Genomic DNA, 21,546 nt, shown 5'->3' with positions numbered 1-21,546 from the left:
TTTCAGGGGACGCGAGGATCAGCAGGCTTCGATGCAGTTGCGTCGCTGCTTGGCACGATAGAGGCCGTCGTCCAGGCGTTTGAGCAGGGACTCGACCCCTTCGCCAGCCTGCATTCCCGCCACAGAGAAACTGGCCGTCAACCCCAGTGGCAGGCCGGGATCGGCCTGGGGGACCACCAGGCGCAAACGCTCTGCCAGCTGCAAGGCGGCGTCCTGCCCGGTCTCCGGCAGCAGGGCGATGAATTCCTCGCCGCCCCAACGGGCGAAGCAATCCTCATCCCTGAGCGCCGCACGGACGGTGCGGCTGACAGCCACGAGGGCACGATCACCGATCTGGTGGCCGTGGCTGTCATTGATGCGCTTGAAATGATCGAGATCGAACATCAACAGCGACGTCACATGCCCATGACGCTGGAAGCGCTGCCACTCGCTGTGCAGGTTGCGCTCGAAATGGCGGCGGTTGGAAACCTGGGTCAGCGGGTCGGTCTCGCTGAGGCGCATCGCGCTTGCAACCTGCTGGGCCAGCGCCTCGTTGGCCTGGCGCAGGGCCTCGGTGCGGGCGTCCACCAGCGCCTCCAGCTTGCGATTGAGGGCCAGCAGCTCCTCGTTCTTTCGCTGCAATTCGAGGCTGGCCATCTTGCGCTGGTGGATATTGCGGTGCGCGCCGATCATCCGCGTCGGCGTGCCGGCCTCGTCGAACTCGACGAAACGGCCATGGTCGCTGATCCACAGGTAACTGCCGTCGCGGCAGCGGCAGCGGTAGTCCTCGGCATAGATCAGGCTTTCGCCGTCCAGGTAAGCCTGGAAGTTGCGCATCACCCGCTCGATATCGCCGGGATGGATCACCGATTTCCAGGTATCGACGTCTTCCGGCAGGCTATCCAGCGCGTAGCCGAGCATGGAGTACCAGCCGGGGCTGCGCTTGACGTGATTGGTGCGGATGTTCCAGTCCCAGATACCGTCACTGACGATGTCCAGGGCGAAGCGCAGCGTGCGCTCGACTTCTTCGAGGGTGGTGCCGTAGCAATGGTCGAGGGGCGCAAGCTTGTCCATAAGCTTCCTGCGGGCCGAAACCCGATTGAGACCGCTACGCCCGGGCGCTACCCGGGCGTTACAAAACTTGCTTCCAGCCTCAGGCCTGGATGGTCGCCGCCGGATTGATCACCCGGCCGAGACCCAGGTTGCGCAGGGCGAGATGCAGCGAGCTGTGGATAACCTGCGGGTTGTCGATGGCAAGCAGCTGGTCCAGGAGCTCCCTGGCTTTCGTCATGGTGACCTGGCGCAGCAACCACTTCACCTTGGGCAGGTTGGTGGCGTTCATCGACAAGCTGTCGAAGCCCATGGCCAGCAGCAGTACGGCAGCAGCGGGATCACCCGCCATCTCGCCGCAGATGCTCACCGGCTTGCCTTCGGCGTGGGCGTCGTCCACCACTTTCTTCAGCGCTTGCAGCACCGCCGGGTGCAGGTAGTCGTAAAGGTCCGCCACGCGCGGGTTGTTGCGGTCCACCGCCAGCAGGTACTGGGTGAGGTCGTTGGACCCCACCGAGAGGAAGTCCACCTGGCGCGACAGCTCCTTGGTCTGGTAGACGGCAGCGGGGATCTCGATCATCACCCCTACCGGCGGCATGGGGATGTCCACGCCTTCGTCACGCACCTCGCCCCAGGCGCGATGGATCAGGTGCAGCGCCTCTTCCAGCTCGTGGGTGCCGGAAATCATCGGCAGCAGGATACGCAGGTTGTCCAGGCCCTCACTGGCCTTGAGCATGGCGCGCACCTGGACCAGGAAGATCTCCGGGTGGTCGAGGGTGACGCGGATGCCGCGCCAGCCGAGGAAGGGGTTGCTTTCCTTGATCGGGAAATACGACAGCGCCTTGTCGCCACCGATATCCAGCGTGCGCATGGTCACCGGCAGCGGATGGAAGGCGGCGAGCTGCTCGCGGTAGATGGCGAGCTGCTCTTTTTCGCTGGGGAAGCGCTCGTTGATCATGAACGGCACTTCGGTGCGATACAGGCCGACGCCCTCGGCGCCGCGCTCCTGGGCGCGGGTCACGTCAGCGAGCAGGCCGGTGTTCACCCAGAGCGGCATGCGTTGGCCGTCCAGGGTCTCGCAGGGCAGGCTGCGCAGTGCGTCCAGCCCCTTGACCAGCTGGCGTTCCTCTTCCACCACTTCGCTGTACTGCTTGCGCAGTTGCGCCGAGGGGTTGGTGAAGACTTCGCCGTGGTAACCGTCGACGATCAGCTCGATGCCGTCGACCTTGGAATATGGCAGGTCGACCACGCCCATCACCGTCGGGATGCCCATGGCACGCGCGAGGATGGCGACGTGGGAGTTGCCCGAGCCGAGTACCGAAACCAGGCCAACGAGCTTGCCTTCAGGCACCTCGCCGAGCATCGCCGGGGACAGCTCCTCGCTGACGAGGATGGTGTTTTCCTGGTAGACGAGGTTCTGCTTGCGCTCTTCCTGCAGGTAGGCGAGCAGGCGACGACCGAGATCCTTCACGTCGGAGGCGCGTTCGCGCAGGTAGGCGTCGTCCATCAGTTCGAAGCGGGTGACGTGCTCCAGCACGACCTGGCGCAACGCACCCTGGGCCCACTGGCCGGTGCGGATCACGCGCTTGACCTCCATACCGATGGAGGCGTCGTCGAGCATCATCAAGTACACATCGAAGAGGGCACGCTCTTCGGGGCGCAGTTGGGTTTCTAGCTTGCTGGAGAGCCGGCGCATGTCTTCGCGCACCGCTTCCAGGGCCTGCTTGAAGCGTTCTACTTCGGCCTCGATGTCATCGACCGTGCGATCGGGCACCACGTCCAGATCGGCCGGCGGCAGCACCACCACTGCAGTACCCACCGCGGCACCGGGGGCGCCCGGCACACCGACGAACTTGGTTTCCTGGATTCCCTTGCCCTGGCGGCCCAGACCGCGAATGGAGCCGGTCGCCTCGGCATGGGCGATTACGCCCGCGAGTTGCGCGCTCATGGTGACGAGGAAGGCTTCCTCGCCCTCGTCGAACTGACGGCGCTCCTTTTGCTGCACCACCAGTACGCCCATCACCCGACGGTGGTGGATGATCGGGGCACCGAGGAAGGAGGCGAATCGCTCTTCACCGGTCTCGGCGAAGTAGCGGTAACGGGGGTGATCGGCGGCGTGTTCGAGGTTCAGCGGTTCCTCGCGGGTGCCCACCAGGCCTACCAGGCCTTCGTTGGGGGCCATGCTGACCTTGCCGATGGAGCGCTTGTTCAGGCCTTCGGTGGCCATGAGCACGAACCGGTTGGACTCCGGGTCCAGCAGGTAGACCGAGCAGACCTGGCTGCCCATGGCCTCCTTGACCCGCTGCACGATGATCGCCAACGCCGCCTTCAGATCCTTGGCGGCGTTCACTTCCTGGACGATCTTGCGCAGCGTGTTGAGCATGGCTAGTCAGCCTTTCTCCGGGTCAGTCTTGCGCCAGGAGGCGCGGTGCTAGTTCCTTGAGGGCCCGGCGATAGACTTCACGCTTGAAGGTCACCACCTGGCCCAACGGGTACCAGTAACTGACCCAGCGCCAGCCGTCGAATTCGGGCTTGCCGGTCAGGTCCATCCGTACCTTGTTCTCGTCCGACTGCAAACGCAGCAGGAACCACTTCTGCTTCTGTCCAATGCACAGCGGCTGGCTATTGGTACGCACAAGGCGCTGCGGCAGACGATAGCGCAACCAGCCGCGAGTGCAGGCAAGAATCTTCACATCCCGCTCTTCCAGGCCGACTTCTTCGTTCAACTCCCGGAAAAGTGCCTCTTCGGGCGTCTCGCGTGGATTGATACCACCCTGCGGGAACTGCCAGGCATCCTGATTGATACGCCGGGCCCAAAGCACCTGCCCGACATCATTGGCGAGAATGATGCCGACATTCGGGCGAAAACCATCGGAATCGATCACGGCACTCAACCTCGCAAACGCATGTTTCGGCATTGTTCCATAAAGGCCTTAAACGCAGCAATGCGAGCCTTTCTCGCGATGGGCAGCTCCGCTCAAAGCGGCTATTCTGGCCGCCCTTCGAAGCCTCGATGCAAGGAAAAACGACGTGCGTTTGGCTCTTTTCGACCTCGACAACACCCTGCTGGCCGGCGATAGCGATCACGCCTGGGGCGACTACCTGTGCGAACGCGGCATCCTTGACGGGATCGCCTACAAGGCGCGCAACGACGAGTTCTATCAGGACTACCTGGCCGGTCGACTGAACATCCAGGACTACCTGAACTTCAGCCTGGAGATCCTCAGCCGCACCGAAATGGTGCAGCTCGACCAGTGGCACCGCGAGTTCATGCGCGACTGCGTCGAACCGATCATCCTGCCGAAGGCCGAAGCCCTGCTGGCCGAGCACCGCGCCGCCGGCGACAAGCTGCTGATCATCACCGCCACCAATCGCTTCGTCACCGCGCCGATCGCCAAACGTCTGGGCGTCGAAACCCTGCTGGCCACCGAATGTGAAATGGCCGATGGCCGCTACACCGGCCGCACCACCGATGTCCCCTGCTTCCGCGAAGGCAAGGTAACGCGCCTGGCGCGCTGGCTGGAGGAAACCGGCTTCAGCCTCGAGGGCAGCAGCTTCTATAGCGATTCGCTGAACGATCTGCCGCTGCTCGAGCAAGTGAGCCATCCGGTGGCAGTGGACCCCGATCTGAAACTGCGGGCCGAAGCCCTGCAACGCGGCTGGCCTGTGATTACCCTGCGCTGAGTGCGCTTCGACCACGCTGTCAGAGCGGTTTGATCACCATCAGCGCGTACACCACCGCCAGCAAGACCAGTGCGATAACCGCCAGCCAGGTGCGTGCAGCCACATGGCTGGCCACCTGCGGCGCTAGCGCCGTGCCATCCCGAAACGCCTGGCGCGCCAGATTACGGATGCGCAGCTGCAGCCAGAGCAAAGGCAGCCAGCAGAGCGCTGCCAGCAGGTAGATTCCTACACTCCACAACAGCCAACGCTGTCCCAACGGCCAACCGCCGACCTTCGCCAGCGCCAGACCACTCAAGGGCAGCAGCACGGCGGAACTTGCGATCAACCAGCATTCCAGCCTCACCAAAGAGGCGAAGGTGGCCGCCATCTGCTGCGGATCAGCCTCTTTCCAGGCCCGGCGGGCAAAGAACAGCCCGGCCAGCGCCGCGCCCAAAAGCACAGCGGCCAGCAGGCCATGGACTGTCTTGAACAGGAAATAGAGGGTCATGCCTGGTGCAGACGCCGCATCAGAGCGGTTTGGCCAGCATCAGCGCCAGCACGGAAAGAAATAGCAGCAGGCCGACGAGACCATAAGCGCCACCGAACTTGAGGCTGCGGCGAACAGGCGCGGAAGCCGGTCCGCCCTCGACCAGTGCCTGCTCCCGCAGTCGCCCGACACGGCGGAACAGCAGCAACCAGGCAATGCAACCGAACAGGTAGAGGATGGCTCCGCCGAGGAGCCAGGTCTGGCCCAGCGGCAGGCCAGCGAGGTTCACCATCCACCAGCCGCTGATCGGCAGCGACACGGCGACGAGAATCAGCAGCGGCACGCCGATCAGCAGGATGCGCCGCAGGCTGGGGCCGATCAGCGCGGCATCGCCGGAACGGAAATTGCGCCAGCCGTACCACGCCAGCCCTGCCAGCCCGCCGAAGAACAGCAGGGTGGCCAGGCCGTGGAGGATGCGGAATACGAGGTAGTTTTCCATGAAGCAGGTCCTTGTCTGCGGGGGCGGCTGAGTCCAAGCCTAGCAGCCGCCCGATCCAGCGCCCCGGCCTGCGTCAGCCCAGGAAGAGCTGGTACGCCGGGTTGTCGCTTTCGTCCCAGTAGGGATAGCCGATCTCGTCGAGGGCGGCATGTACCAGCGCGCGCTCCTCGGCCGGCACCTGGAGGCCGGCGACGACGCGGCCATCGGCGGCGCCGTGGTTGCGGTAGTGGAACATGGTGATGTTCCAGCGGCCGCCGAGCTTGTTGAGGAAGTTGAACAGCGCTCCCGGACGTTCGGGGAATTCGAAACGGAATACCATTTCATCGCTGATGCGCACTGCGTGGCCGCCAACCATGTGACGGATATGCAGCTTGGCCAATTCGTTATCGGTGAGGTCCAGCACCGGGAAGCCCTGGCTGCGCAGGTTTTCCACCAGGACCGCGCGCGGGTCGGTTTCCGGGTGGGTCTGCACGCCGACGAAGATGTGCGCTTCGGCGTCGGTGTTGTAGCGGTAGTTGAACTCGGTGATCTGGCGCTTGCCGATGGCCTCGCAGAAGGCCTTGAAGCTGCCCGGGCGCTCCGGGATGGTCACCGCGATGATCGCCTCGCGCTTCTCCCCCAGCTCGGCACGCTCGGCGACGTGGCGCAGGCGGTCGAAGTTGATGTTGGCGCCGGAGTCGATGGCCACCAGGGTATGGTCGCGCACGCCTTCGCGCTCGACGTACTTCTTGATCCCGGCCACGGCGAGGGCGCCGGCAGGTTCGGTGATGGAGCGGGTGTCGTCGTAGATATCCTTGATCGCCGCACAGATTTCGTCGGTGCTGACGGTGATCACTTCATCCACATGTTGCTTGCAGATATCGAAGGTGTGCTGGCCGATCTGCGCCACGGCAACGCCGTCGGCGAACAGTCCGACCTGCCCCAGCACCACGCGCTCGCCCGCGGCCATGGCGGCCTGCAGGCAGTTGGAATCGTCAGGCTCGACGCCGATTACCTTCACCTCGGGGCGCAGGTATTTGACGAAGGCGGCGATGCCCGCGACCAGGCCGCCACCACCCACCGGCACGAAGATGGCGTCCAGGCGTCCAGGGTGCTGGCGAAGGATTTCCATCGCCACGGTGCCCTGGCCGGCGATCACTTCCGGATCATCGTAGGGGTGGATGTAGACGTAGCCCTTCTCTTCCACCAGCTTCAGCGAGTGGGCCAGGGCTTCGGGGAAGGCGTCGCCATGCAGCACCACCTTGCCGCCGCGGGCACGCACGCCCTGCACTTTCAGCTCCGGCGTGGTGCGCGGCATCACGATGGTCGCTTTCACGCCCAGCTCGCGGGCCGCCAGGGCGACGCCCTGGGCATGGTTGCCGGCCGATGCGGTGACCACCCCGCGATTCAGTTCCTCGCGGGAGAGCTGGGCGATCTTGTTGTAGGCGCCGCGAATCTTGAAGGAATAGACCGGTTGCAGGTCCTCGCGCTTGAGCAGTATCTGGTTGCCGAGGCGCTCGGTGAGCTGGCGGGCGGGCTGCAGCGGGGTTTCCACGGCGACGTCGTAGACGCGCGAGGTCAGGGTCTTCTTCACGTATTCTTCGAGCATCGCGGCTTCACTGGCGGGCATTTCACGGGAGGACCGAGTCTACCGCAGGGATTCGTCGGGCGACCACAGAGAATGCGGGGTTTTGCCCCGGCGACCGGCTATAATTCGCGCCCTCGACACTCCTCCTATCGGACCTCCACAGCATGACCCAGGACCAGCTCAAGCAGGCCGTCGCCCAGGCCGCCATCGACTTCATCCTTCCCAAGCTCGGTGAAAAGAGCATCGTCGGCGTCGGCACCGGCTCCACCGCCAACTTCTTCATCGACCTGCTGGCCCAGCACAAGATGGCCTTCGACGGCGCCGTGGCCAGCTCCGAAGCCACCGCCCAGCGTCTGAAGGGTCACGGCATCCCGGTCTACGACCTGAACGGTGTCAGCGACCTGGAGTTCTATGTCGACGGTGCCGACGAGAGCAATGAGCGCCTCGAACTGATCAAGGGCGGCGGCGCAGCCCTGACCCGCGAGAAGATCGTCGCGGCGGTGGCCAAGACCTTCATCTGCATCGCCGACGAGAGCAAGCTGGTTCCGCTGCTCGGCACCTTCCCGCTGCCGGTGGAAGTCATCCCCATGGCCCGCAGCCATGTGGCTCGCCAACTGGTGAAGCTGGGCGGTGACCCGGTCTACCGCGAAGGCGTGCTGACCGACAACGGCAACATCATCCTCGATGTGTACAACCTGCAGATCGACAGCCCGGTACAGCTCGAAGAGCAGATCAACAACATCGTCGGCGTGGTCACCAACGGCCTGTTCGCCGCCCGCCCGGCAGACCTTCTGCTGCTCGGCACCAAGGATGGCGTCCGGAGCCTGACCGCCTGACCGGACTCCCGGCCTGCGGGAAACCGTCTAGATTTGTTGGCTACGGCGTCGTTCGGCGCCGTCCAATGCCACGAACTAGGAGGTGCCCCATGGCTGGGAATTTCCACCTGAAGAAAGCCAACGATGGCCAGTTCCACTTCAACCTGAACGCCGGCAACGGCGAAACCATCCTCACCAGCGAGCTGTACAAGGCCAAGGATTCAGCCTTGAACGGTATCGAGTCTGTGCGCAAGAACGCCGCTCGCGACGGCGCCTTCGAAAGCAAGACCGCCAGCAACGGCAAGTTCTACTTCGTGCTCAAGGCCACCAACGGCCAGGTCATCGGCCAGAGCCAGATGTACGCCAGCGCCTCCAGCGCCAGCGCAGGCATCGACTCGGTCAGAAACCATGCCCCCGGCGCCACCCTCAACGACGAAAGCTGATCAGTCGCTCGCCTGTTTGCGGAACACGTAGAACAGGTTCGGCTCGCTGACCAGATAGAGGTTGCCGTCGTTATCCATGGCCACCCCCTCGGCCTGCGGCACCCCCCGCTGCAGGCCGTGCATGCCGCGCAGCAGCGAAAGCGTGCTGATCGGGCGGCCATCGGCGTTCAGCTCCAGCACCAGCCGAGACTCGTCCGACAGCGCCAGCAAATGGCCGCTGCGCTCCTCGTATTGCAGGCTGGAAAGGTCACGCAGGAAGAGCCGGGCATCACGCTTCGGGTCGTCCACCACGTGCACCGCGAAGGGCTTGTCCGGGTTGGTGTGGGGGAAACCGTGGATCTCGTAGATGCGCACCGGATCGCGCTCCTTGGCCACGAACAGGCGCTGCCCCACGGAATCGTAGGCCAGTCCCTCGAAGCCCTTGTTACCCGAAAGGCCGATACCCAGGGACAACTGCTGCGACTCGCTGGCATCGATGGAGGTGGTGTTTTCATCGACACGTACCTTGATGAGGCGCTGCAGGCGCTCGTCGGTGATCACGTAGACGCCCTTGCTGATGTACTCGATGGCCTCGGGGTCGCCAAACCCCACCAACTGGATGCGGCGGATCAGGTGCCCGTCCAGGGACAGTTCGATGATTTCAGGACGCTGGTTGGTGACGGTGAAGAGGCTGTGCCGGTCAGGGTCGTAAGTCAGCGCGGAGACATCGTCCGACAGGCCCTCGATGGGCTTGGCCTCGATGGCCACCTGATAGTCCGGGAGCCAGAGGGATCGTTCCCGCCATTCGGAGGCGTGGCGCCATTCTTGCAGTGCAAACAGGCCGCGCTCGAACAGCCGGAACTGCTGGGCGGCAATTCCGAGCAGCACCAGCAGCAGCACCAGGAGCGTGGTGACCAGGCGCCACGGGGTCAGGAATGAACGCATCGATCAGGACTCGGGGATTCAGGACGCGGCGAAGGATACAGAGCGCACCGGACTTCTACCTGAATTGAAGCTTAAAGCCTGCGCACATGCTGGAAGGACGTTACAAAAGGGGACGGACATGGCCACCGCGCTGCTACCGGAAGAACGCGCACTCACCACCTTGCACACCATCGCCCTGGCCGTGGCCACATTGGCCAGCAGCGGCACCGACCGCAGGGTCCTGCTGGATGGCAGTGGCGTCTGCTGCGCCGATCTCGACACCCCCGACAAATTGATCTCGCATGCCCAGGAGTTGCGCGTCTTCGCCAATGCCCTGGCCAGCACCCGCGATCCCGCCCTGGGCCTGTCCCTCGGCCTGCGCATGCACGTATCCGCCTACGGCATGCTCGGCTACACCATGCTCGCCAGCCGCACCTTGCGCGATGCCCTGACCATCGCCCTCGGCCAGTCAGCATTGCTGGGGACCTACTTCAAGCTGAGCCTTGAGGAGGACCGCGACGAGGCGCGCCTCGTCGCAGTCGGCTACCGCTACGCACCGGAGCTGACCGTGTTCAACAGCGAGCTATGCCTGACCTCGCTGCTCACCGTGCTGCAGGACCTGCTCGGTACCAGCATTCGCCCTCTCCGGGTCTACCTGTCCTATCGCCCGCCGCTGCACGCCGCCATCTATGAACAGATGCTTGGTTGCCCGGTGGAATTCGGCGCCTCGCGCAATGCGCTCTGCTTCGACGCTGCCCTGCTCGACCGCACCCTGCCCCTGGCGGACCCGGTGACTTGCCACTATGGCCTGCAGCAATGCCTGAAACTGGACGCCCAACTCAACAGCCGCCATGACGTGCTCGACCAGATCCGCCAACACCTGGCCGGCAACCTGCGCGATGCCTGCGATCTCGATAGCGTCGCGCGCCAGTTGCATCGCTCCGAACGCACCCTGCGCCGCCACTTGCGGCAGCTGAACACCAGCTTCCAGCGCCTGCTGGACGAAGTGCGCTACGACAAGGCGCGCCAGCTGCTGGTGCAGACCGACCTGCCCATCTACCTGATCGCCGAACAGCTCGGCTACAGCGAAACGGCGAGCTTCCGACATGCCTTCCAACGCTGGAGTGGGCAATCGCCGAGTCTGTATCGACGTTAGGCCTGCAGGGGCCATTGTGGGGGCGAATTCATTCGCCAAGCAGACCGCAGGTCTGCCCTACGACCTCTGGGGCAGCTCCGCCGCCCTTCGCGAATGAATTCGCCCCCACAGGCTCCTTCCCGCCTCTTCGCAACCTTAATCACCCTTTACAAATTGGCCGAAAATATCCCCTTTTGACCTGATCTATCGTTCTGCACCTACTAGGCTGCTGACAGAATCGCGACAAACAAGGGCCGCTTCACCAGCGAAAAAAGAAAAGCCCAATAAGAACAAACCCTTAGAGCTTGTGATCAGCATGACTAGCGCGATCAGCGTCGAACGTGTGTGCATGGAGTTCGGTGATCCGGGGCAGGGCGTGAAGGCCCTCGACGATGTTTCCCTGGAAATCCGCGCCAACGAGTTCTTCACCCTCCTCGGCCCATCCGGCTGCGGCAAGACCACCCTCTTGCGGCTCATCGCGGGCTTCGAGCAACCCAGCTCTGGTGCCATCCGCCTGTACGGCGAGCCCATGCAGGGCCTTCCGCCGTTCCGCCGCCCGGTCAACACCGTGTTCCAGAGCTACGCCCTGTTCCCGCACATGACCGTGGCGCAGAACATCGCCTTCGGCCTGGAGATGCGCGGACTCTCCCGCAGCGACATCGAGCAGACGGTGCAGCGCATGCTGGAACTGGTAAAGCTGCCGGATGTGGGCAAACGCCGCGCCGACCAGCTTTCCGGTGGCCAGCAGCAACGCATCGCCCTCGCCCGTGCCCTGGCCAACAAGCCCAAGGTGCTGCTGCTGGACGAATCGCTTTCGGCGCTGGACCAGAAGCTGCGCAAGGATATGCAGATCGAGCTCAAGCGCCTGCAGCACGAGACCGGCATCACCTTCATCTTCGTCACCCACGACCAGGAAGAAGCCCTGACCATGTCCGACCGCATCGCGGTGATGAGCAAGGGCCGCATTCTCCAGGTCGGCACCCCGACGGAAATCTACGAAGCACCGCTGAACCGCACGGTGGCGGACTTCATCGGCGAGACCAACTTCCTCGAAGGCGAAGCCCTGGAGCGCGGCATCCTGCTGCCCGACGGCCAGTTGCTCAGCGCCTACAGCCCCCGTCGTGGCGCCGTGACCCTGGCGATCCGCCCGGAGCGCACCTGCCTCGACGAACAGGGCAACCTGGCCGGCGAAATCGAGAATGTGGTCTACGTCGGTACCGATACCGTGTACCACCTCAACATCGCCGGGCAGAGTGGCTTCCGTGTGCGCCAGCAGAACCGCAATGGGGCGCTGAACGTCTATTCAGCCGGCGAAAAGGTGCGGGTACAGGTACCCGGCGAAGCCATTCGGGTACTGGTCGAATGAGCACCCTGCGCGCCCAGGCGGAGCGCCGCCAGCTGCAGCGTCGACTGGCGCTGACCAGCCCGGCCATGCTCGCCCTGCTGGTGTTCCTGGTGCTGCCGCTGGGCATCATGTTCCTGGTGTCGATCCTGGCTCCAGGCGACTACGGCGGCGTGAAGTGGGACCAGTACTCGCTTGAGGCCTACATCAACTTCCTCTACGAGCGCGACCTGGACGACAGCCTGGTGTTCAACACCGACTATCTGCAGATTTTCCAGCGCTCATTCTGGCTGTCAGTGCTGACCACGGTCGGCTGCCTGCTGATCGGCTTCCCCACTGCGCTCTACCTGGCACTGCAGAGCGAGCGCAAACGCAACCTGCTGCTGTTCCTGGTCACCGTGCCCTTCTGGACCAACCTGCTGGTGCGCGTCTACGCGTGGATCCTGCTGCTGCGCAATGGCGGCCTGGTGGACAGCGGCCTCGGCGTGTTCGGGCTCTCGGACGGCGCCCTGGGTCTGCTCTACACCGATGTGGCGGTGGTGATCGGCCTGCTCTACACCTTCCTGCCGTTCATGGTGCTGCCCATCTACACCAGCCTCGAAAAGCTCGACTGGCGCCTGGTGGAAGCCGCCTTCGACCTCGGCGCCAACCGCTTCCAGGCCCTGCGCCGGATCATCGTGCCGCTGGCCATGCCGGGCATCGTCGCCGGCGCGATCCTGGTGTTCATCCCGTCGCTGGGCAACTACATCATTCCCGAGCTGCTAGGGGGCGGTAAGTCGTTGATGATCGGCAACCTGATCCAGCTGCAGTTCGGCGCATCCCACAACTGGCCGCTGGGCGCGGCGCTGTCCTTCGCCCTGCTCGGCTTCGTGCTGCTGGCGATGCTGCTTTACAGCCTGCGCTTCAAGCAGGCCGCCGGCGGAGGCCACCCATGAACATGCAGAACCCGCTCTGGCGATTCACCGGCGTACGGCCCACCGCCTGGCTGTTCTTCGCCTTCCTCTATGTGCCGATCCTGGTGCTGGTGGCGCTGAGCTTCAACGGCGGACAATCGGCGACCATCTGGGAAAGCTTCAGCCTCAAGTGGTACTCGGTGGTCGCCAACGACCCGGAAATCGTCCGGGCGGCGAAGAACTCGCTGATCGTCGCCACCTTCGCCACCCTGATCGCCACCGCCCTGGCCACCCTCGCCGCCCTGGGCATGCGCGGCCGCGCCTTCCGTGGTCAGACGCTGATGAGCGGAGTACTCGGCCTGCCGCTGCTGGTGCCGGAGATCGTCACGGCGGTGGCCACCCTGATGTTCTTCGCCTTCATCGGCCTGAAGCTCTCGCTGTTCACCATCCTCATCGCCCACGTGGTGTTCTGCATTCCCTTCGCCTACCTGCCGATCCGCGCCCGCCTGGAAGGCATGGACCCGCGCCTGGCCGAAGCCGCTGCCGACCTCTACGCCTCGCCCTGGAAAGCCTTCTGGAAGGTGACCTTCCCGCTGCTGATGCCCGGCATCCTTTCCGGCGCGATGCTCGCCTTCATCATTTCCATGGACGACTTCGTCATCACCTACTTCGTCGCCGGGGCCGGGGCCACCACCCTGCCGGTGTACATCTTCAGTTCGATCAGGATGGGCATTTCGCCGAAGATCAACGCGATCTCCTCGATCATCCTCGTGATTTCCATAGCTTTCGTTGCATTGTCCTACTACGTCGGGCAGCGCAAGCGCTGACCCGTCCTCGACCAGCAAGGAGCTTGACCATGACCCGTCGTACCCCGCTCGCGCTTGCCGTACTGCTCGCCTCCGGCCTTGCCGGCTCGGCCCAGGCGGCAGGGACCCTGCACTTTGCCAACTGGTCGGACTACTACCCGCCGGAGCTGTTGAAGAAGTTCGAGAAGGACACCGGCATCAAGGCCACCCTGGATGCCTACGACAGCAACGAGACCCTGTTGGCCAAGCTCAAGGCCGGTGGCGGTGCCTACGACGTGGTGGTGCCGTCCGACAGCTTCATCCAGATCATGGCCGGCGACGGACTGCTGCAGAAACTCGACAAGAGCAAGCTGCCCAACCTGAAGAACCTCAAGGCCAACTTCCAGACGCTCGACTTCGACCCCGGCCACGACTACAGCGTGCCTTACCTGTGGGGCACCACCGGCTACAGCTACGACAGCAAGCAGGTGCCGGGCGGCAAGCTGGATGAGAGCTGGAAACCCTTCTTCGAGCCACCGGCCGAACTGAAAGGCAAGGTGGTCGCACTGAACTCCATCGAAGACCTGTACATCGCCGCCTCCCACTACCTGTCCATCGACCAGTGCACCGAGGACCCGAAGGAAGCGAAGAAGATCCAGGACCTCCTGCTGGCGCAGAAGCCGCTCCTGGCGATGTACAACAGCGATGGCACCATCGAGCGCATGGCCGCCGGCGAAGTCGCCATGCACATGCAATGGAACGGCGCCTTCCACCGCGCCCACGCCCAGCGCGATAGCCTGGTCTACGTGTATCCGAAGGAAGGCATCCACGTCTTCATCGACAACCTCGTGATTCCCAAGGACGCGGTGAACGTCGAGGAGGCCCACGCCTTCATCAACTGGATGATGCTGCCGGAGAACATCGCCGCCGCGTCCAACTTCGCCAAGTACAACAACGCCATCGAAGGCTCGGACAAGTTCATGGAGAAGGAACTGTTCGACGACCCGGCCATCAACACCCCGCAGGACAAGCTCGATCGCCTGCGCACCTTCAAACTCTGCTCGCCCAAGGCCCTGAGCCTGCGCAGCAAGGTGTGGACCAAGCTGAAGAAGTGAGTTGGCCCAACCGTAGGTCCCCCACGTAGGAGCGAGCTTGCTCGCGAAAGGCTTCGGCGCGGTCCGATTCGCGAGCAAGCTCGCTCCTACAGCCAAGCCACAGGCCAAGTCGGCCAGTCATATTGGCCACTTCGATCCCTTTTTGACCCTTTGCGGGGTTCTGCGGCCTGCCGGGCGCTGACAGAATCGAACTGCATGCCACTAGCAGGCGCCCCATGGCGGCGCTGAATCAACAAGAAAAATGGCTAGAGAGATACAACGATGTCCCGTGCACTTGCGCCTCGAACCACGCTCCACCACTTCGTCCTGCGGACCCCGCAACTCCACCCTTACTGACTGCTCGCGCACAGCCGGATGCGCAACGGACCCGGCCTCGCACGCGCATGGATGGCTCGCATAGCGACCCAGGCGCCGCCCAGCGGCGCGCAGTAGATTGGAGAGAAGAATAAATGCCCACCCCGTCCGCCAGCCTCGAAAACAGCGGCAGCCTGCCCAACGAATTCACCCACAGCGCCCAGGGAACCGCCCTGCGCCGGATACTCGGGCTGCCCGCCCTGGTGTTCTTCGGCCTGGTCTACATGGTGCCGCTGACCATCTTCACCACCTACGGCGTGGTCACGCAGATGACTGGCGGCCGCACCGCCCTGGCCTACGTGGTGACCCTGCTGGCGATGATCTTCACCGCCCTGTCGTACAGCTTCATGGTCCGCCGCTACCCCATCGCCGGCTCGGCGTACTCCTATACCAGCCTGAGCTTCGGTGCCGGCGCGGGCTTCCTCACCGGCTGGTCGCTGCTGCTGGATTACCTGTTCCTGCCGATGATCAACTACCTGGTGATCGGCCTGTTCCTCAACGTGGCCTTCCCCGAAGTACCGGCGTGGGTCTTCGTGGTCAGCGCCATTGCCCTGGTCACCGCGCTGAACGTTCGCGGCATCAATTCGGTGTCGAGCATGAGCAACCTGATCGTGGCCGCCCAAGTGGTGTTCGTCGTGGTGTTCCTGGCCATGGCCGGCAAGAGCCTGTTCGGCGCACCGATCGATTTCACCGCGCCATTCGTTGGCGACGGCAGCCAGCCCGGCCTGGCACCGCTGATGGCCGGTGCGGCAGTACTCTGCCTGTCCTTCCTCGGTTTCGACGCGGTTTCGACCCTGGCCGAGGAAGCCCGCGATCCGCGGCGTGACATCCCGCGCGCCATCGTCATTACCACCCTGATCGCCGGTGCGCTGTTCTTCATCCTGGCGCTGGTTTCCCAGCTGGTATTCCCCGGTAGCGTCTTCCAGGACGTGGACGCCGCTGCGAACGAAGTGATGCTGAAGGCCGGCGGGCAGTTCCTCGCTGCCTTCTTCACCGCCATCTATGTCGCCGGCTCCGTCGGTTCGGCCCTGGCTTCCCAGGCCTCGGTGTCCCGCATCCTCTACAGCATGGGTCGCGACGGCATTCTTCCGCGCAGCCTGTTCGGCACGTTGTCCGGGCGCTTCCAGACCCCGACCACCGCCATCCTGATCGTCTCGGCCGTGTCGCTGCTGGCGGTGGTGATCGACCTCGCTACCCTCGCTTCGATGATCAGCTTCGGCGCCCTGGTGGCCTTCTCCGCCGTGAACCTGGCGGTGATCCGCACTCACCTGTTCGACGGCCGTCCGCGCCAGTCGGGTGACCTGTTGCGCTATGGCCTGATCCCGGCCATTGGCTTCGCCCTGATCGCCTGGCTCTGGACCAGCCTCTCGGGCCTGACCCTGGCCATCGGACTCGGCTGGTTTGCCGTTGGCGTGGCCTACCTCGCCGTGCAGACCAGCGGTTTCCGCCGCAAGGCACCGCATGTGCAATTCTCCGAATTCGAATGACCCGATGAACCGCTAGCCGAAAGGAGACGCTGATGCTGACGATCTATTCCGACGACCACCACCTGCACCACGGCAAGCACGAGCTGATCGGGGGCCAGTTCACCCCCTGCTTCGAGAAACCGAGCCGCGCCGATATGGTGCTGGACCGTGCCAAGGCGGTGAACCTGGGTGCCATCCAGGCGCCGAGCGATTTCGGCCTGTCGCCCATCCTGCGGGTGCACAGCGAGGGGTTCGTGAACTTCCTGAAGACGGCCTGGAGCGATTGGCAGGCCAAGGGCCGCAGCCACGATATGCTGCCCATCGCCTGGCCGACCCGGCGTCTGCGCCAGGTGGAACCCACCGACATCGACGGGCGCCTGGGCTACTACTCCTTCGATGCCGGTGCGCCCATCACCGCCGGCACCTGGCAGGCCATCACCAGTTCGGCCAACGTCGCCCTCAGCGGCCAAGCCGAGCTGCGCAAGGGTGCCCGCGGCATCTTCTCCCTGTGCCGCCCGCCGGGCCACCACGCTGCCGCCGACTACATGGGCGGCTACTGCTACCTGAACAACGCGGCCATTGCCGTGCAGGCCATGCTGGATGCCGGCGCCAAGCGGGTCGCAGTGCTGGACGTGGACTACCACCACGGCAACGGTACCCAGGACATCTTCTACGACCGCGCCGACGTGCTCTTCACCTCGATCCACGGCGACCCGCGCTTCGAGTACCCCTACTACCTGGGCTTCGCCGACGAGAAAGGCGTGGGTGCGGGAGCAGGCTTCAACTTCAACTACCCGCTGGCTTCGGGCATCGACTGGTCCGTCTGGAGCCTGGCCCTCGCCGACGCCTGCCGGCAGATCGCCGAATACGCCCCGGACGCGCTGGTGGTTTCACTGGGTGTGGATACGTTCAAGGAAGACCCGATTTCGCAGTTCAAGCTGGACAGCCCGGATTACCTGCGCATGGGCGAGATCATCGGCAAGCTCGGCCTGCAGACGCTGTTCGTGATGGAAGGGGGTTATGCGGTGGAGGAGATCGGCATCAACGCGATCAATGTGCTGCAGGGGTTCGATAGCGTGGCGTGAAGGTCCAAACTGGCTCCCTCTCCTCTTAAGGGAGAGGGCTGGGGAGAGGGAAATGGAGCCCGAATTCGGCATCGCAGCCAATCCAGTCCACCGACCCTCTCCCCCAGCCCCTCTCCCGCAAGCGGGAGAGGGGAGTTTTTATCAGTTCACCCGCTCAACGAACTCCACATCCACTTCGCGGCCCATCAGGTCGCGGTCCACTTCGCCGGTCAGCTTGACCGTGGCCTTGTCGTCGATGGACATCGGCGGCCAGTCTTCATCGTCGATTTCCACCTTCATGGTGCCGGTGGCGTCCTTGAACTCGTAGATATCGCCCTTGATGCGGCGAACGATCTGTCCCTTCAGCACCACCGGAGCATCATCAGTGGCTTCGAGGGCGGCGGCGACGGTGCTGATCTGGGCATTTGCGCCCGGGCCGGTGTAGCTGTTGGCCATGACGGCGGTGGAGAACAGCGGTACGGCCAGCAGAGCGAGGTATTTGGCTTTCATGGAGATGATCCCGTGTGTGTGTAGATGACGGGATCAGGCTAAGGCGGCTGGCTGAAACGAGGCTTAAATGCGCCTTAAGCGAAGCTTAACGGCGCACCCTGCAGCGCGCGTCAGCCCCGATCGGCGCTGGCGACCAGGTTCTTGCGGAATACGTAGAACAGGTTGGGCTCGCTGACGACGTAGATGTCACCGCTTTCGTCCATCGCCACGCCTTCGGCTCGGGGAATACGGCTGTCCAGGCCGTTCATGCCGCCGAGCAGGCTGATGAAGCTGACCGGGTCGCCCTGTTCATTCAGTTCCAGCAGCAGATTGGACTGGGCCGAGAGCACCAGTAGATGGCCGGTGCGCGGGTCGATGCTCAACGCCGAAAGGTTGCGCATGCCCAGGCCGTAGCTGGGTAACGGACGCAGCGCTTCGCCAAGGGTCTCGTTGCCATCGCTGCCCAGACTGAACAGGGCGACGGGGCCACGCTCCTTGCCGAGGATCAACTGGCCGTTGACCGGGTCCCAGGCGATGCCTTCGAAGCCCTTGTTGCCCGAGTCCGGGAAGCCGAGGTCGAACTCGTTCGTCGCATCGGCGCTCAGTTCACGGGTTTGCGGGTCCAGTTCGAAGATCGACAGCGTACGGCGGCGCTCGTCGGTCACCGCCACATGGCCGCCTTCGAGTACGGCCACGCCTTCTGGGTTGGAAAAGCCCTTCAGCGGAATCTTGCGCAGCACCTCGCCCTCACGGCTCAGCTCCACCAGGGTGGGCGACTTGCCGGTGACGGTGAACAGGGTCCCGGTAACGGGGTTGTAGGCCAGGTCGGAGGTTTCGTCGTTCTCCAGACCGGCCAGGGGCTTGCCCTGCAGCACGGCCTTGTAGCCCGGCAGCCAGATGCTGGCGGCGCGCTGTTCCTGACTCGCCTGCTGCTCGCCGACCCACACCAGGGCACGGTCATCCCAGTGCATGTACCGGGTCAGCGCGGTGGCGCCGGCGGCAATGGCGACCAGGCCCAGTATCAGTCGGCGACGGCTAACGAACGACAGGAGGCGGCGCGGCATCAGGCACTACTCGAAAAAAGGGTCGGCAATAGATAGCCAAATGCCAGTGAAAGTTCCGTGAAACCCCGACCGGCGGTCGGCTGGGTCAGATGACCCGGCTTTCGAAGCGACTGTGCCCTACCAGCTCCAGCACGAGCTCGTCGCCCTGGTTCAGCGGGCCGACGCCCACCGGCGTGCCGGTGAGGATGACATCGCCCGGCTGCAGGCTGAAGTGGCCGGCCATGTGCTGGATCAGCGGCAGGATGGCATTGAGCATGTCGCGGCTGTTGCCGTCCTGGCGGACTTCACCGTTGATGGTCAGGCGGATGCCGATGTCGTCCAGGCTCTCCGGGGCATCGCCCGGAACGAAGGGCGCCAGTACACAGGCGCCGTCGAAGCTCTTGGCGATTTCCCAGGGCAGGCCCTTCTCCTTGAGCTTCGCCTGTACGTCGCGCAGGGTCAGGTCCAGGGCCGGAGCGAAACCGGAGATGGCGTCGCGCACTTCTTCCGCATCGGGATGGCGAGACAGCGGCTTGCCGATCAGTACGGCGATTTCCGCCTCGTAGTGCACTGCGCCCCGGTCCTGGGGAATGCTGAAGCCGCCGGCCAGCGGCACCGTGCAGGAGCCTGGCTTGATGAACAGCAGCGGTTCGGTCGGCACGGGGTTGTTCAATTCCTTGGCGTGTTCGGCGTAGTTGCGGCCGACACAGACCACCTTGCCCAGGGAAAAGTGGATCGGAGTGCCATCGACGTAATGGTGCTGGTAGCTCATTTACCGACTCCTGTTGAACGCAATGCCGAAAGCGTCACGAGCGAAGGCCAGGCAAGGCGAGTTCAGGCGAGGAAGCGGAGTTTACTGTTGTAAATGAGCATTCCGAGCCTGAACTCAACGCAGCATGGCCGAGCGCAGTAGCTTTCAGTTGAAAATCTTTCCGGGGTTCATGATCCCGTTGGGATCAAATACCGCCTTGATCGCCTTCATCACGGCGATTTCCGGCTCCGAACGGCTGTAGCCGAGGTAATCGCGCTTGGTCATGCCCACGCCGTGCTCGGCGGAGATCGAGCCGTTGTACTTCTGCACGGTCTCGAACACCCACTTGTTCACGGTGGCGCACTTGGCGAAGAACTCGTCCTTGGACAGGTTGTCCGGCTTGAGGATGTTCAGGTGCAGGTTGCCGTCGCCGATGTGGCCGAACCAGACCACTTCGAAGTCCGGATAATTGGCTTCGACGATGGCGTCGATGTCGTGCAGGAAGGCCGGCACCTTGGAAACGGTGACCGAAATATCGTTCTTGTACGGCGTCCAGTGGGAGATGGTCTCGGAGATGTACTCGCGCAGCTTCCACAGGTTCTGCAGCTGCTGCTCGCTCTGGCTCATCACGCCATCCAGCACCCAGCCCTGCTCGACGCAGTGCTCGAAGGTGGCCAGGGCGTCGTTGGCGATTTCTTCGCTGGCAGCCTCGAACTCCAGCAGCGCATAGAACGGGCACTCGGTCTCGAAGGGTGCCGGCACGTCACCACGGGCTAGGACCTTGGCCATGGCCTTGTCGGAGAAGAACTCGAAGGCGGTGAGGTCCAGCTTGCTCTGGAAGGCGTGCAGCACCGACATGATGGAATCCAGGTCCGGCGAACCCAGCACCATGGCGGTGAGGTTCTTCGGCGCGCGGTCCAGGCGCATGGTGGCTTCGACCACGAAGCCCAGGGTGCCTTCGGCGCCGATGAACAGCTGTCGCATGTCGTAGCCGGTGGCGTTCTTGATCAGGTCCTTGTTCAGCTCCAGCAGGTCGCCGGCGCCAGTGACCACTTTCAGACCGGCCACCCAGTTACGGGTCATGCCGTAGCGAATCACCTTGATCCCGCCGGCATTGGTGCCGATGTTGCCACCAAGCTGGCTGGAACCGGCGGACGCGAAGTCCACCGGGTAGTACAGGCCCTTTTCCTCGGCGAAGTTCTGCAGCTGCTCGGTGATCACGCCCGGCTGGCAGACCACGGTGCGGTCGAACTCGTTGAATTCGAGGATCTGGTTCATGTAATCGAAAGCGACGACCACTTCGCCATTGGCTGCTACGGCCGCGGCGGAAAGGCCGGTACGACCGCCGGACGGCACCAGCGCCACCTTGTGCTGGTTGGCCCAGCGAACGATGGCCTGAACCTGCTCGATGCTCTTGGGAAACACGATGGCGCTGGGCGCGGGAGCGAAATGCTTGGTCCAGTCCTTGCCGTAGGCGTCCAGGGAAGCGGCATCGGTCAGTACCTTGCCGGGTTCAACCAGGGTCTTCAGCTCTTCGATCAGGGCAGCGTTGGTCATCAGCGAAACTCTCAAATCATTCATGGTCGCCCTGAGAACGTTTCAGGTCGCAACCGAGCAAGGAAAAAGGAGATCATGCTAGCATACGCACCCCGTGAATCGTGCGCTCCAGCCGATATTCCGGGTAGCAGCCCGCGCTCCCCCAC

At 63.8% G+C, this 21,546-nt stretch carries 21 protein-coding genes; 10 read left to right on the top strand and 11 right to left on the bottom strand.

Annotated features, from left to right (window positions below; genetic code table 11):
* Positions 1-18: 18 nt before the first annotated feature.
* The 3 genes from E8E95_RS03775 to E8E95_RS03765 form a co-directional block, all read right to left on the bottom strand.
* Positions 19-1,053, bottom strand: coding sequence for a sensor domain-containing diguanylate cyclase (locus tag E8E95_RS03775; RefSeq protein ID WP_280348214.1), 1,035 nt, complete (start codon positions 1,051-1,053; stop codon positions 19-21).
* Positions 1,054-1,132: 79 nt separating this feature from the next.
* A complete protein-coding gene (gene ptsP / locus E8E95_RS03770; protein WP_179058488.1) occupies positions 1,133-3,412 on the bottom strand; it encodes a phosphoenolpyruvate--protein phosphotransferase in 2,280 nt (759 codons plus the stop codon).
* Positions 3,413-3,434: 22 nt separating this feature from the next.
* Complete coding sequence (locus E8E95_RS03765) at positions 3,435-3,914, bottom strand: RNA pyrophosphohydrolase (RefSeq protein WP_077524243.1); 480 nt, start codon at positions 3,912-3,914, stop codon at positions 3,435-3,437.
* Positions 3,915-4,059: 145 nt separating this feature from the next.
* Between E8E95_RS03765 and E8E95_RS03760 the strand changes: the two genes are divergently transcribed.
* Entirely contained in the window at positions 4,060-4,713 is a 654-nt protein-coding gene (locus tag E8E95_RS03760) for an HAD family hydrolase (protein WP_280348211.1), read from the top strand.
* 19 nt (positions 4,714-4,732) lie between these two features.
* Here E8E95_RS03760 and E8E95_RS03755 read toward each other — a convergent pair whose 3' ends face one another.
* The 3 genes from E8E95_RS03755 to ilvA all read right to left on the bottom strand — a co-directional run bounded on the left by E8E95_RS03755 (position 4,733) and on the right by ilvA (position 7,266).
* Entirely contained in the window at positions 4,733-5,200 is a 468-nt protein-coding gene (locus E8E95_RS03755) for a DUF2269 family protein (RefSeq protein ID WP_280348209.1), read from the bottom strand.
* Positions 5,201-5,219: 19 nt separating this feature from the next.
* A complete protein-coding gene (locus E8E95_RS03750; protein ID WP_280348207.1) occupies positions 5,220-5,678 on the bottom strand; it encodes a DUF2269 family protein in 459 nt (152 codons plus the stop codon).
* 73 nt (positions 5,679-5,751) lie between these two features.
* A complete protein-coding gene (gene ilvA, locus E8E95_RS03745) occupies positions 5,752-7,266 on the bottom strand; it encodes a threonine ammonia-lyase, biosynthetic (RefSeq protein WP_280348206.1) in 1,515 nt (504 codons plus the stop codon).
* Between the two features lie 143 nt (positions 7,267-7,409).
* Here ilvA and rpiA point away from each other — a divergent pair, with 143 nt between their 5' ends.
* A complete protein-coding gene (gene rpiA, locus E8E95_RS03740) occupies positions 7,410-8,081 on the top strand; it encodes a ribose-5-phosphate isomerase RpiA (protein ID WP_077524179.1) in 672 nt (223 codons plus the stop codon).
* Positions 8,082-8,170: 89 nt separating this feature from the next.
* The gene (locus E8E95_RS03735; protein ID WP_280348204.1) at positions 8,171-8,503 is read left to right on the top strand and encodes a YegP family protein; all 333 of its coding nucleotides are present in this window, start codon (positions 8,171-8,173) and stop codon (positions 8,501-8,503) included.
* Here the strand turns inward: E8E95_RS03735 and E8E95_RS03730 are convergent, their stop codons facing one another.
* Entirely contained in the window at positions 8,504-9,427 is a 924-nt protein-coding gene (locus E8E95_RS03730; protein WP_280348202.1) for an SdiA-regulated domain-containing protein, read from the bottom strand.
* 118 nt (positions 9,428-9,545) lie between these two features.
* Here E8E95_RS03730 and E8E95_RS03725 point away from each other — a divergent pair, with 118 nt between their 5' ends.
* The 7 genes from E8E95_RS03725 (at position 9,546) to E8E95_RS03695 (ending at position 17,581) form a co-directional block, all read left to right on the top strand.
* Complete coding sequence (locus tag E8E95_RS03725; protein ID WP_280348200.1) at positions 9,546-10,562, top strand: AraC family transcriptional regulator; 1,017 nt, start codon at positions 9,546-9,548, stop codon at positions 10,560-10,562.
* A 295-nt stretch (positions 10,563-10,857) separates the two neighbouring features.
* Entirely contained in the window at positions 10,858-11,907 is a 1,050-nt protein-coding gene (locus E8E95_RS03720; RefSeq protein WP_179058496.1) for an ABC transporter ATP-binding protein, read from the top strand.
* The gene (locus tag E8E95_RS03715; protein WP_179058497.1) at positions 11,904-12,818 is read left to right on the top strand and encodes an ABC transporter permease; all 915 of its coding nucleotides are present in this window, start codon (positions 11,904-11,906) and stop codon (positions 12,816-12,818) included. The genes E8E95_RS03720 and E8E95_RS03715 overlap by 4 nt, the downstream gene beginning before the upstream one ends.
* Positions 12,815-13,603, top strand: a complete 789-nt coding sequence (locus E8E95_RS03710) for an ABC transporter permease (RefSeq protein ID WP_280348197.1) — start codon at positions 12,815-12,817, stop codon at positions 13,601-13,603. Before E8E95_RS03715 ends, E8E95_RS03710 begins: the two co-directional genes overlap by 4 nt.
* Before the next feature lie 29 nt (positions 13,604-13,632).
* Positions 13,633-14,676 carry an extracellular solute-binding protein gene (locus E8E95_RS03705; RefSeq protein WP_280348195.1) on the top strand — a complete coding sequence of 348 codons (1,044 nt, stop codon included), beginning with the start codon at positions 13,633-13,635 and terminating at the stop codon, positions 14,674-14,676.
* Between the two features lie 449 nt (positions 14,677-15,125).
* Positions 15,126-16,517, top strand: a complete 1,392-nt coding sequence (locus E8E95_RS03700; RefSeq protein WP_280348193.1) for an APC family permease — start codon at positions 15,126-15,128, stop codon at positions 16,515-16,517.
* Between the two features lie 32 nt (positions 16,518-16,549).
* Entirely contained in the window at positions 16,550-17,581 is a 1,032-nt protein-coding gene (locus E8E95_RS03695) for a histone deacetylase family protein (RefSeq protein ID WP_280348191.1), read from the top strand.
* Between the two features lie 141 nt (positions 17,582-17,722).
* On the opposite strand, the gene E8E95_RS03690 is transcribed toward E8E95_RS03695, so the two are convergent.
* The 4 genes from E8E95_RS03690 to E8E95_RS03675 form a co-directional block, all read right to left on the bottom strand.
* Positions 17,723-18,070 (bottom strand): NirD/YgiW/YdeI family stress tolerance protein, encoded by a 348-nt coding sequence (locus E8E95_RS03690; protein WP_077524170.1) that lies wholly within the window; start codon positions 18,068-18,070, stop codon positions 17,723-17,725.
* 110 nt (positions 18,071-18,180) lie between these two features.
* Positions 18,181-19,113, bottom strand: coding sequence for an SdiA-regulated domain-containing protein (locus E8E95_RS03685; protein WP_280348189.1), 933 nt, complete (start codon positions 19,111-19,113; stop codon positions 18,181-18,183).
* Positions 19,114-19,198: 85 nt separating this feature from the next.
* Positions 19,199-19,864, bottom strand: coding sequence for a fumarylacetoacetate hydrolase family protein (locus E8E95_RS03680; protein ID WP_280348187.1), 666 nt, complete (start codon positions 19,862-19,864; stop codon positions 19,199-19,201).
* Between the two features lie 144 nt (positions 19,865-20,008).
* Complete coding sequence (locus E8E95_RS03675) at positions 20,009-21,400, bottom strand: FAD-binding oxidoreductase (RefSeq protein WP_280348185.1); 1,392 nt, start codon at positions 21,398-21,400, stop codon at positions 20,009-20,011.
* Positions 21,401-21,546: the final 146 nt, after the last annotated feature.

This window comes from Pseudomonas sp. BN414, assembly GCF_029871275.1.
Taxonomy (GTDB): Bacteria; Pseudomonadota; Gammaproteobacteria; order Pseudomonadales; family Pseudomonadaceae; genus Metapseudomonas; species Metapseudomonas resinovorans_C.
This window is presented reverse-complemented; position numbering and strand designations above follow the sequence as displayed.

Excerpts from the sequence above, each read along its gene's own strand:
- E8E95_RS03755 (WP_280348209.1), bottom strand. The coding sequence starts at position 5,200 with ATGACCCTCTATTTCCTGTTCAAGACAGTCCATGGCCTGCTGGCCGCT.
- rpiA (WP_077524179.1), top strand. The coding sequence starts at position 7,410 with ATGACCCAGGACCAGCTCAAGCAGGCCGTCGCCCAGGCCGCCATCGAC.
- E8E95_RS03735 (WP_280348204.1), top strand. The coding sequence starts at position 8,171 with ATGGCTGGGAATTTCCACCTGAAGAAAGCCAACGATGGCCAGTTCCAC.
- ilvA (WP_280348206.1), bottom strand. The coding sequence starts at position 7,266 with ATGCTCGAAGAATACGTGAAGAAGACCCTGACCTCGCGCGTCTACGAC.
- E8E95_RS03710 (WP_280348197.1), top strand. The coding sequence starts at position 12,815 with ATGAACATGCAGAACCCGCTCTGGCGATTCACCGGCGTACGGCCCACC.
- E8E95_RS03685 (WP_280348189.1), bottom strand. The coding sequence starts at position 19,113 with ATGCCGCGCCGCCTCCTGTCGTTCGTTAGCCGTCGCCGACTGATACTG.
- E8E95_RS03730 (WP_280348202.1), bottom strand. The coding sequence starts at position 9,427 with ATGCGTTCATTCCTGACCCCGTGGCGCCTGGTCACCACGCTCCTGGTG.
- E8E95_RS03705 (WP_280348195.1), top strand. The coding sequence starts at position 13,633 with ATGACCCGTCGTACCCCGCTCGCGCTTGCCGTACTGCTCGCCTCCGGC.
- E8E95_RS03675 (WP_280348185.1), bottom strand. The coding sequence starts at position 21,400 with ATGACCAACGCTGCCCTGATCGAAGAGCTGAAGACCCTGGTTGAACCC.
- E8E95_RS03680 (WP_280348187.1), bottom strand. The coding sequence starts at position 19,864 with ATGAGCTACCAGCACCATTACGTCGATGGCACTCCGATCCACTTTTCC.
- E8E95_RS03690 (WP_077524170.1), bottom strand. The coding sequence starts at position 18,070 with ATGAAAGCCAAATACCTCGCTCTGCTGGCCGTACCGCTGTTCTCCACC.
- E8E95_RS03720 (WP_179058496.1), top strand. The coding sequence starts at position 10,858 with ATGACTAGCGCGATCAGCGTCGAACGTGTGTGCATGGAGTTCGGTGAT.
- E8E95_RS03750 (WP_280348207.1), bottom strand. The coding sequence starts at position 5,678 with ATGGAAAACTACCTCGTATTCCGCATCCTCCACGGCCTGGCCACCCTG.
- E8E95_RS03775 (WP_280348214.1), bottom strand. The coding sequence starts at position 1,053 with ATGGACAAGCTTGCGCCCCTCGACCATTGCTACGGCACCACCCTCGAA.
- ptsP (WP_179058488.1), bottom strand. The coding sequence starts at position 3,412 with ATGCTCAACACGCTGCGCAAGATCGTCCAGGAAGTGAACGCCGCCAAG.
- E8E95_RS03725 (WP_280348200.1), top strand. The coding sequence starts at position 9,546 with ATGGCCACCGCGCTGCTACCGGAAGAACGCGCACTCACCACCTTGCAC.
- E8E95_RS03695 (WP_280348191.1), top strand. The coding sequence starts at position 16,550 with ATGCTGACGATCTATTCCGACGACCACCACCTGCACCACGGCAAGCAC.
- E8E95_RS03715 (WP_179058497.1), top strand. The coding sequence starts at position 11,904 with ATGAGCACCCTGCGCGCCCAGGCGGAGCGCCGCCAGCTGCAGCGTCGA.
- E8E95_RS03700 (WP_280348193.1), top strand. The coding sequence starts at position 15,126 with ATGCCCACCCCGTCCGCCAGCCTCGAAAACAGCGGCAGCCTGCCCAAC.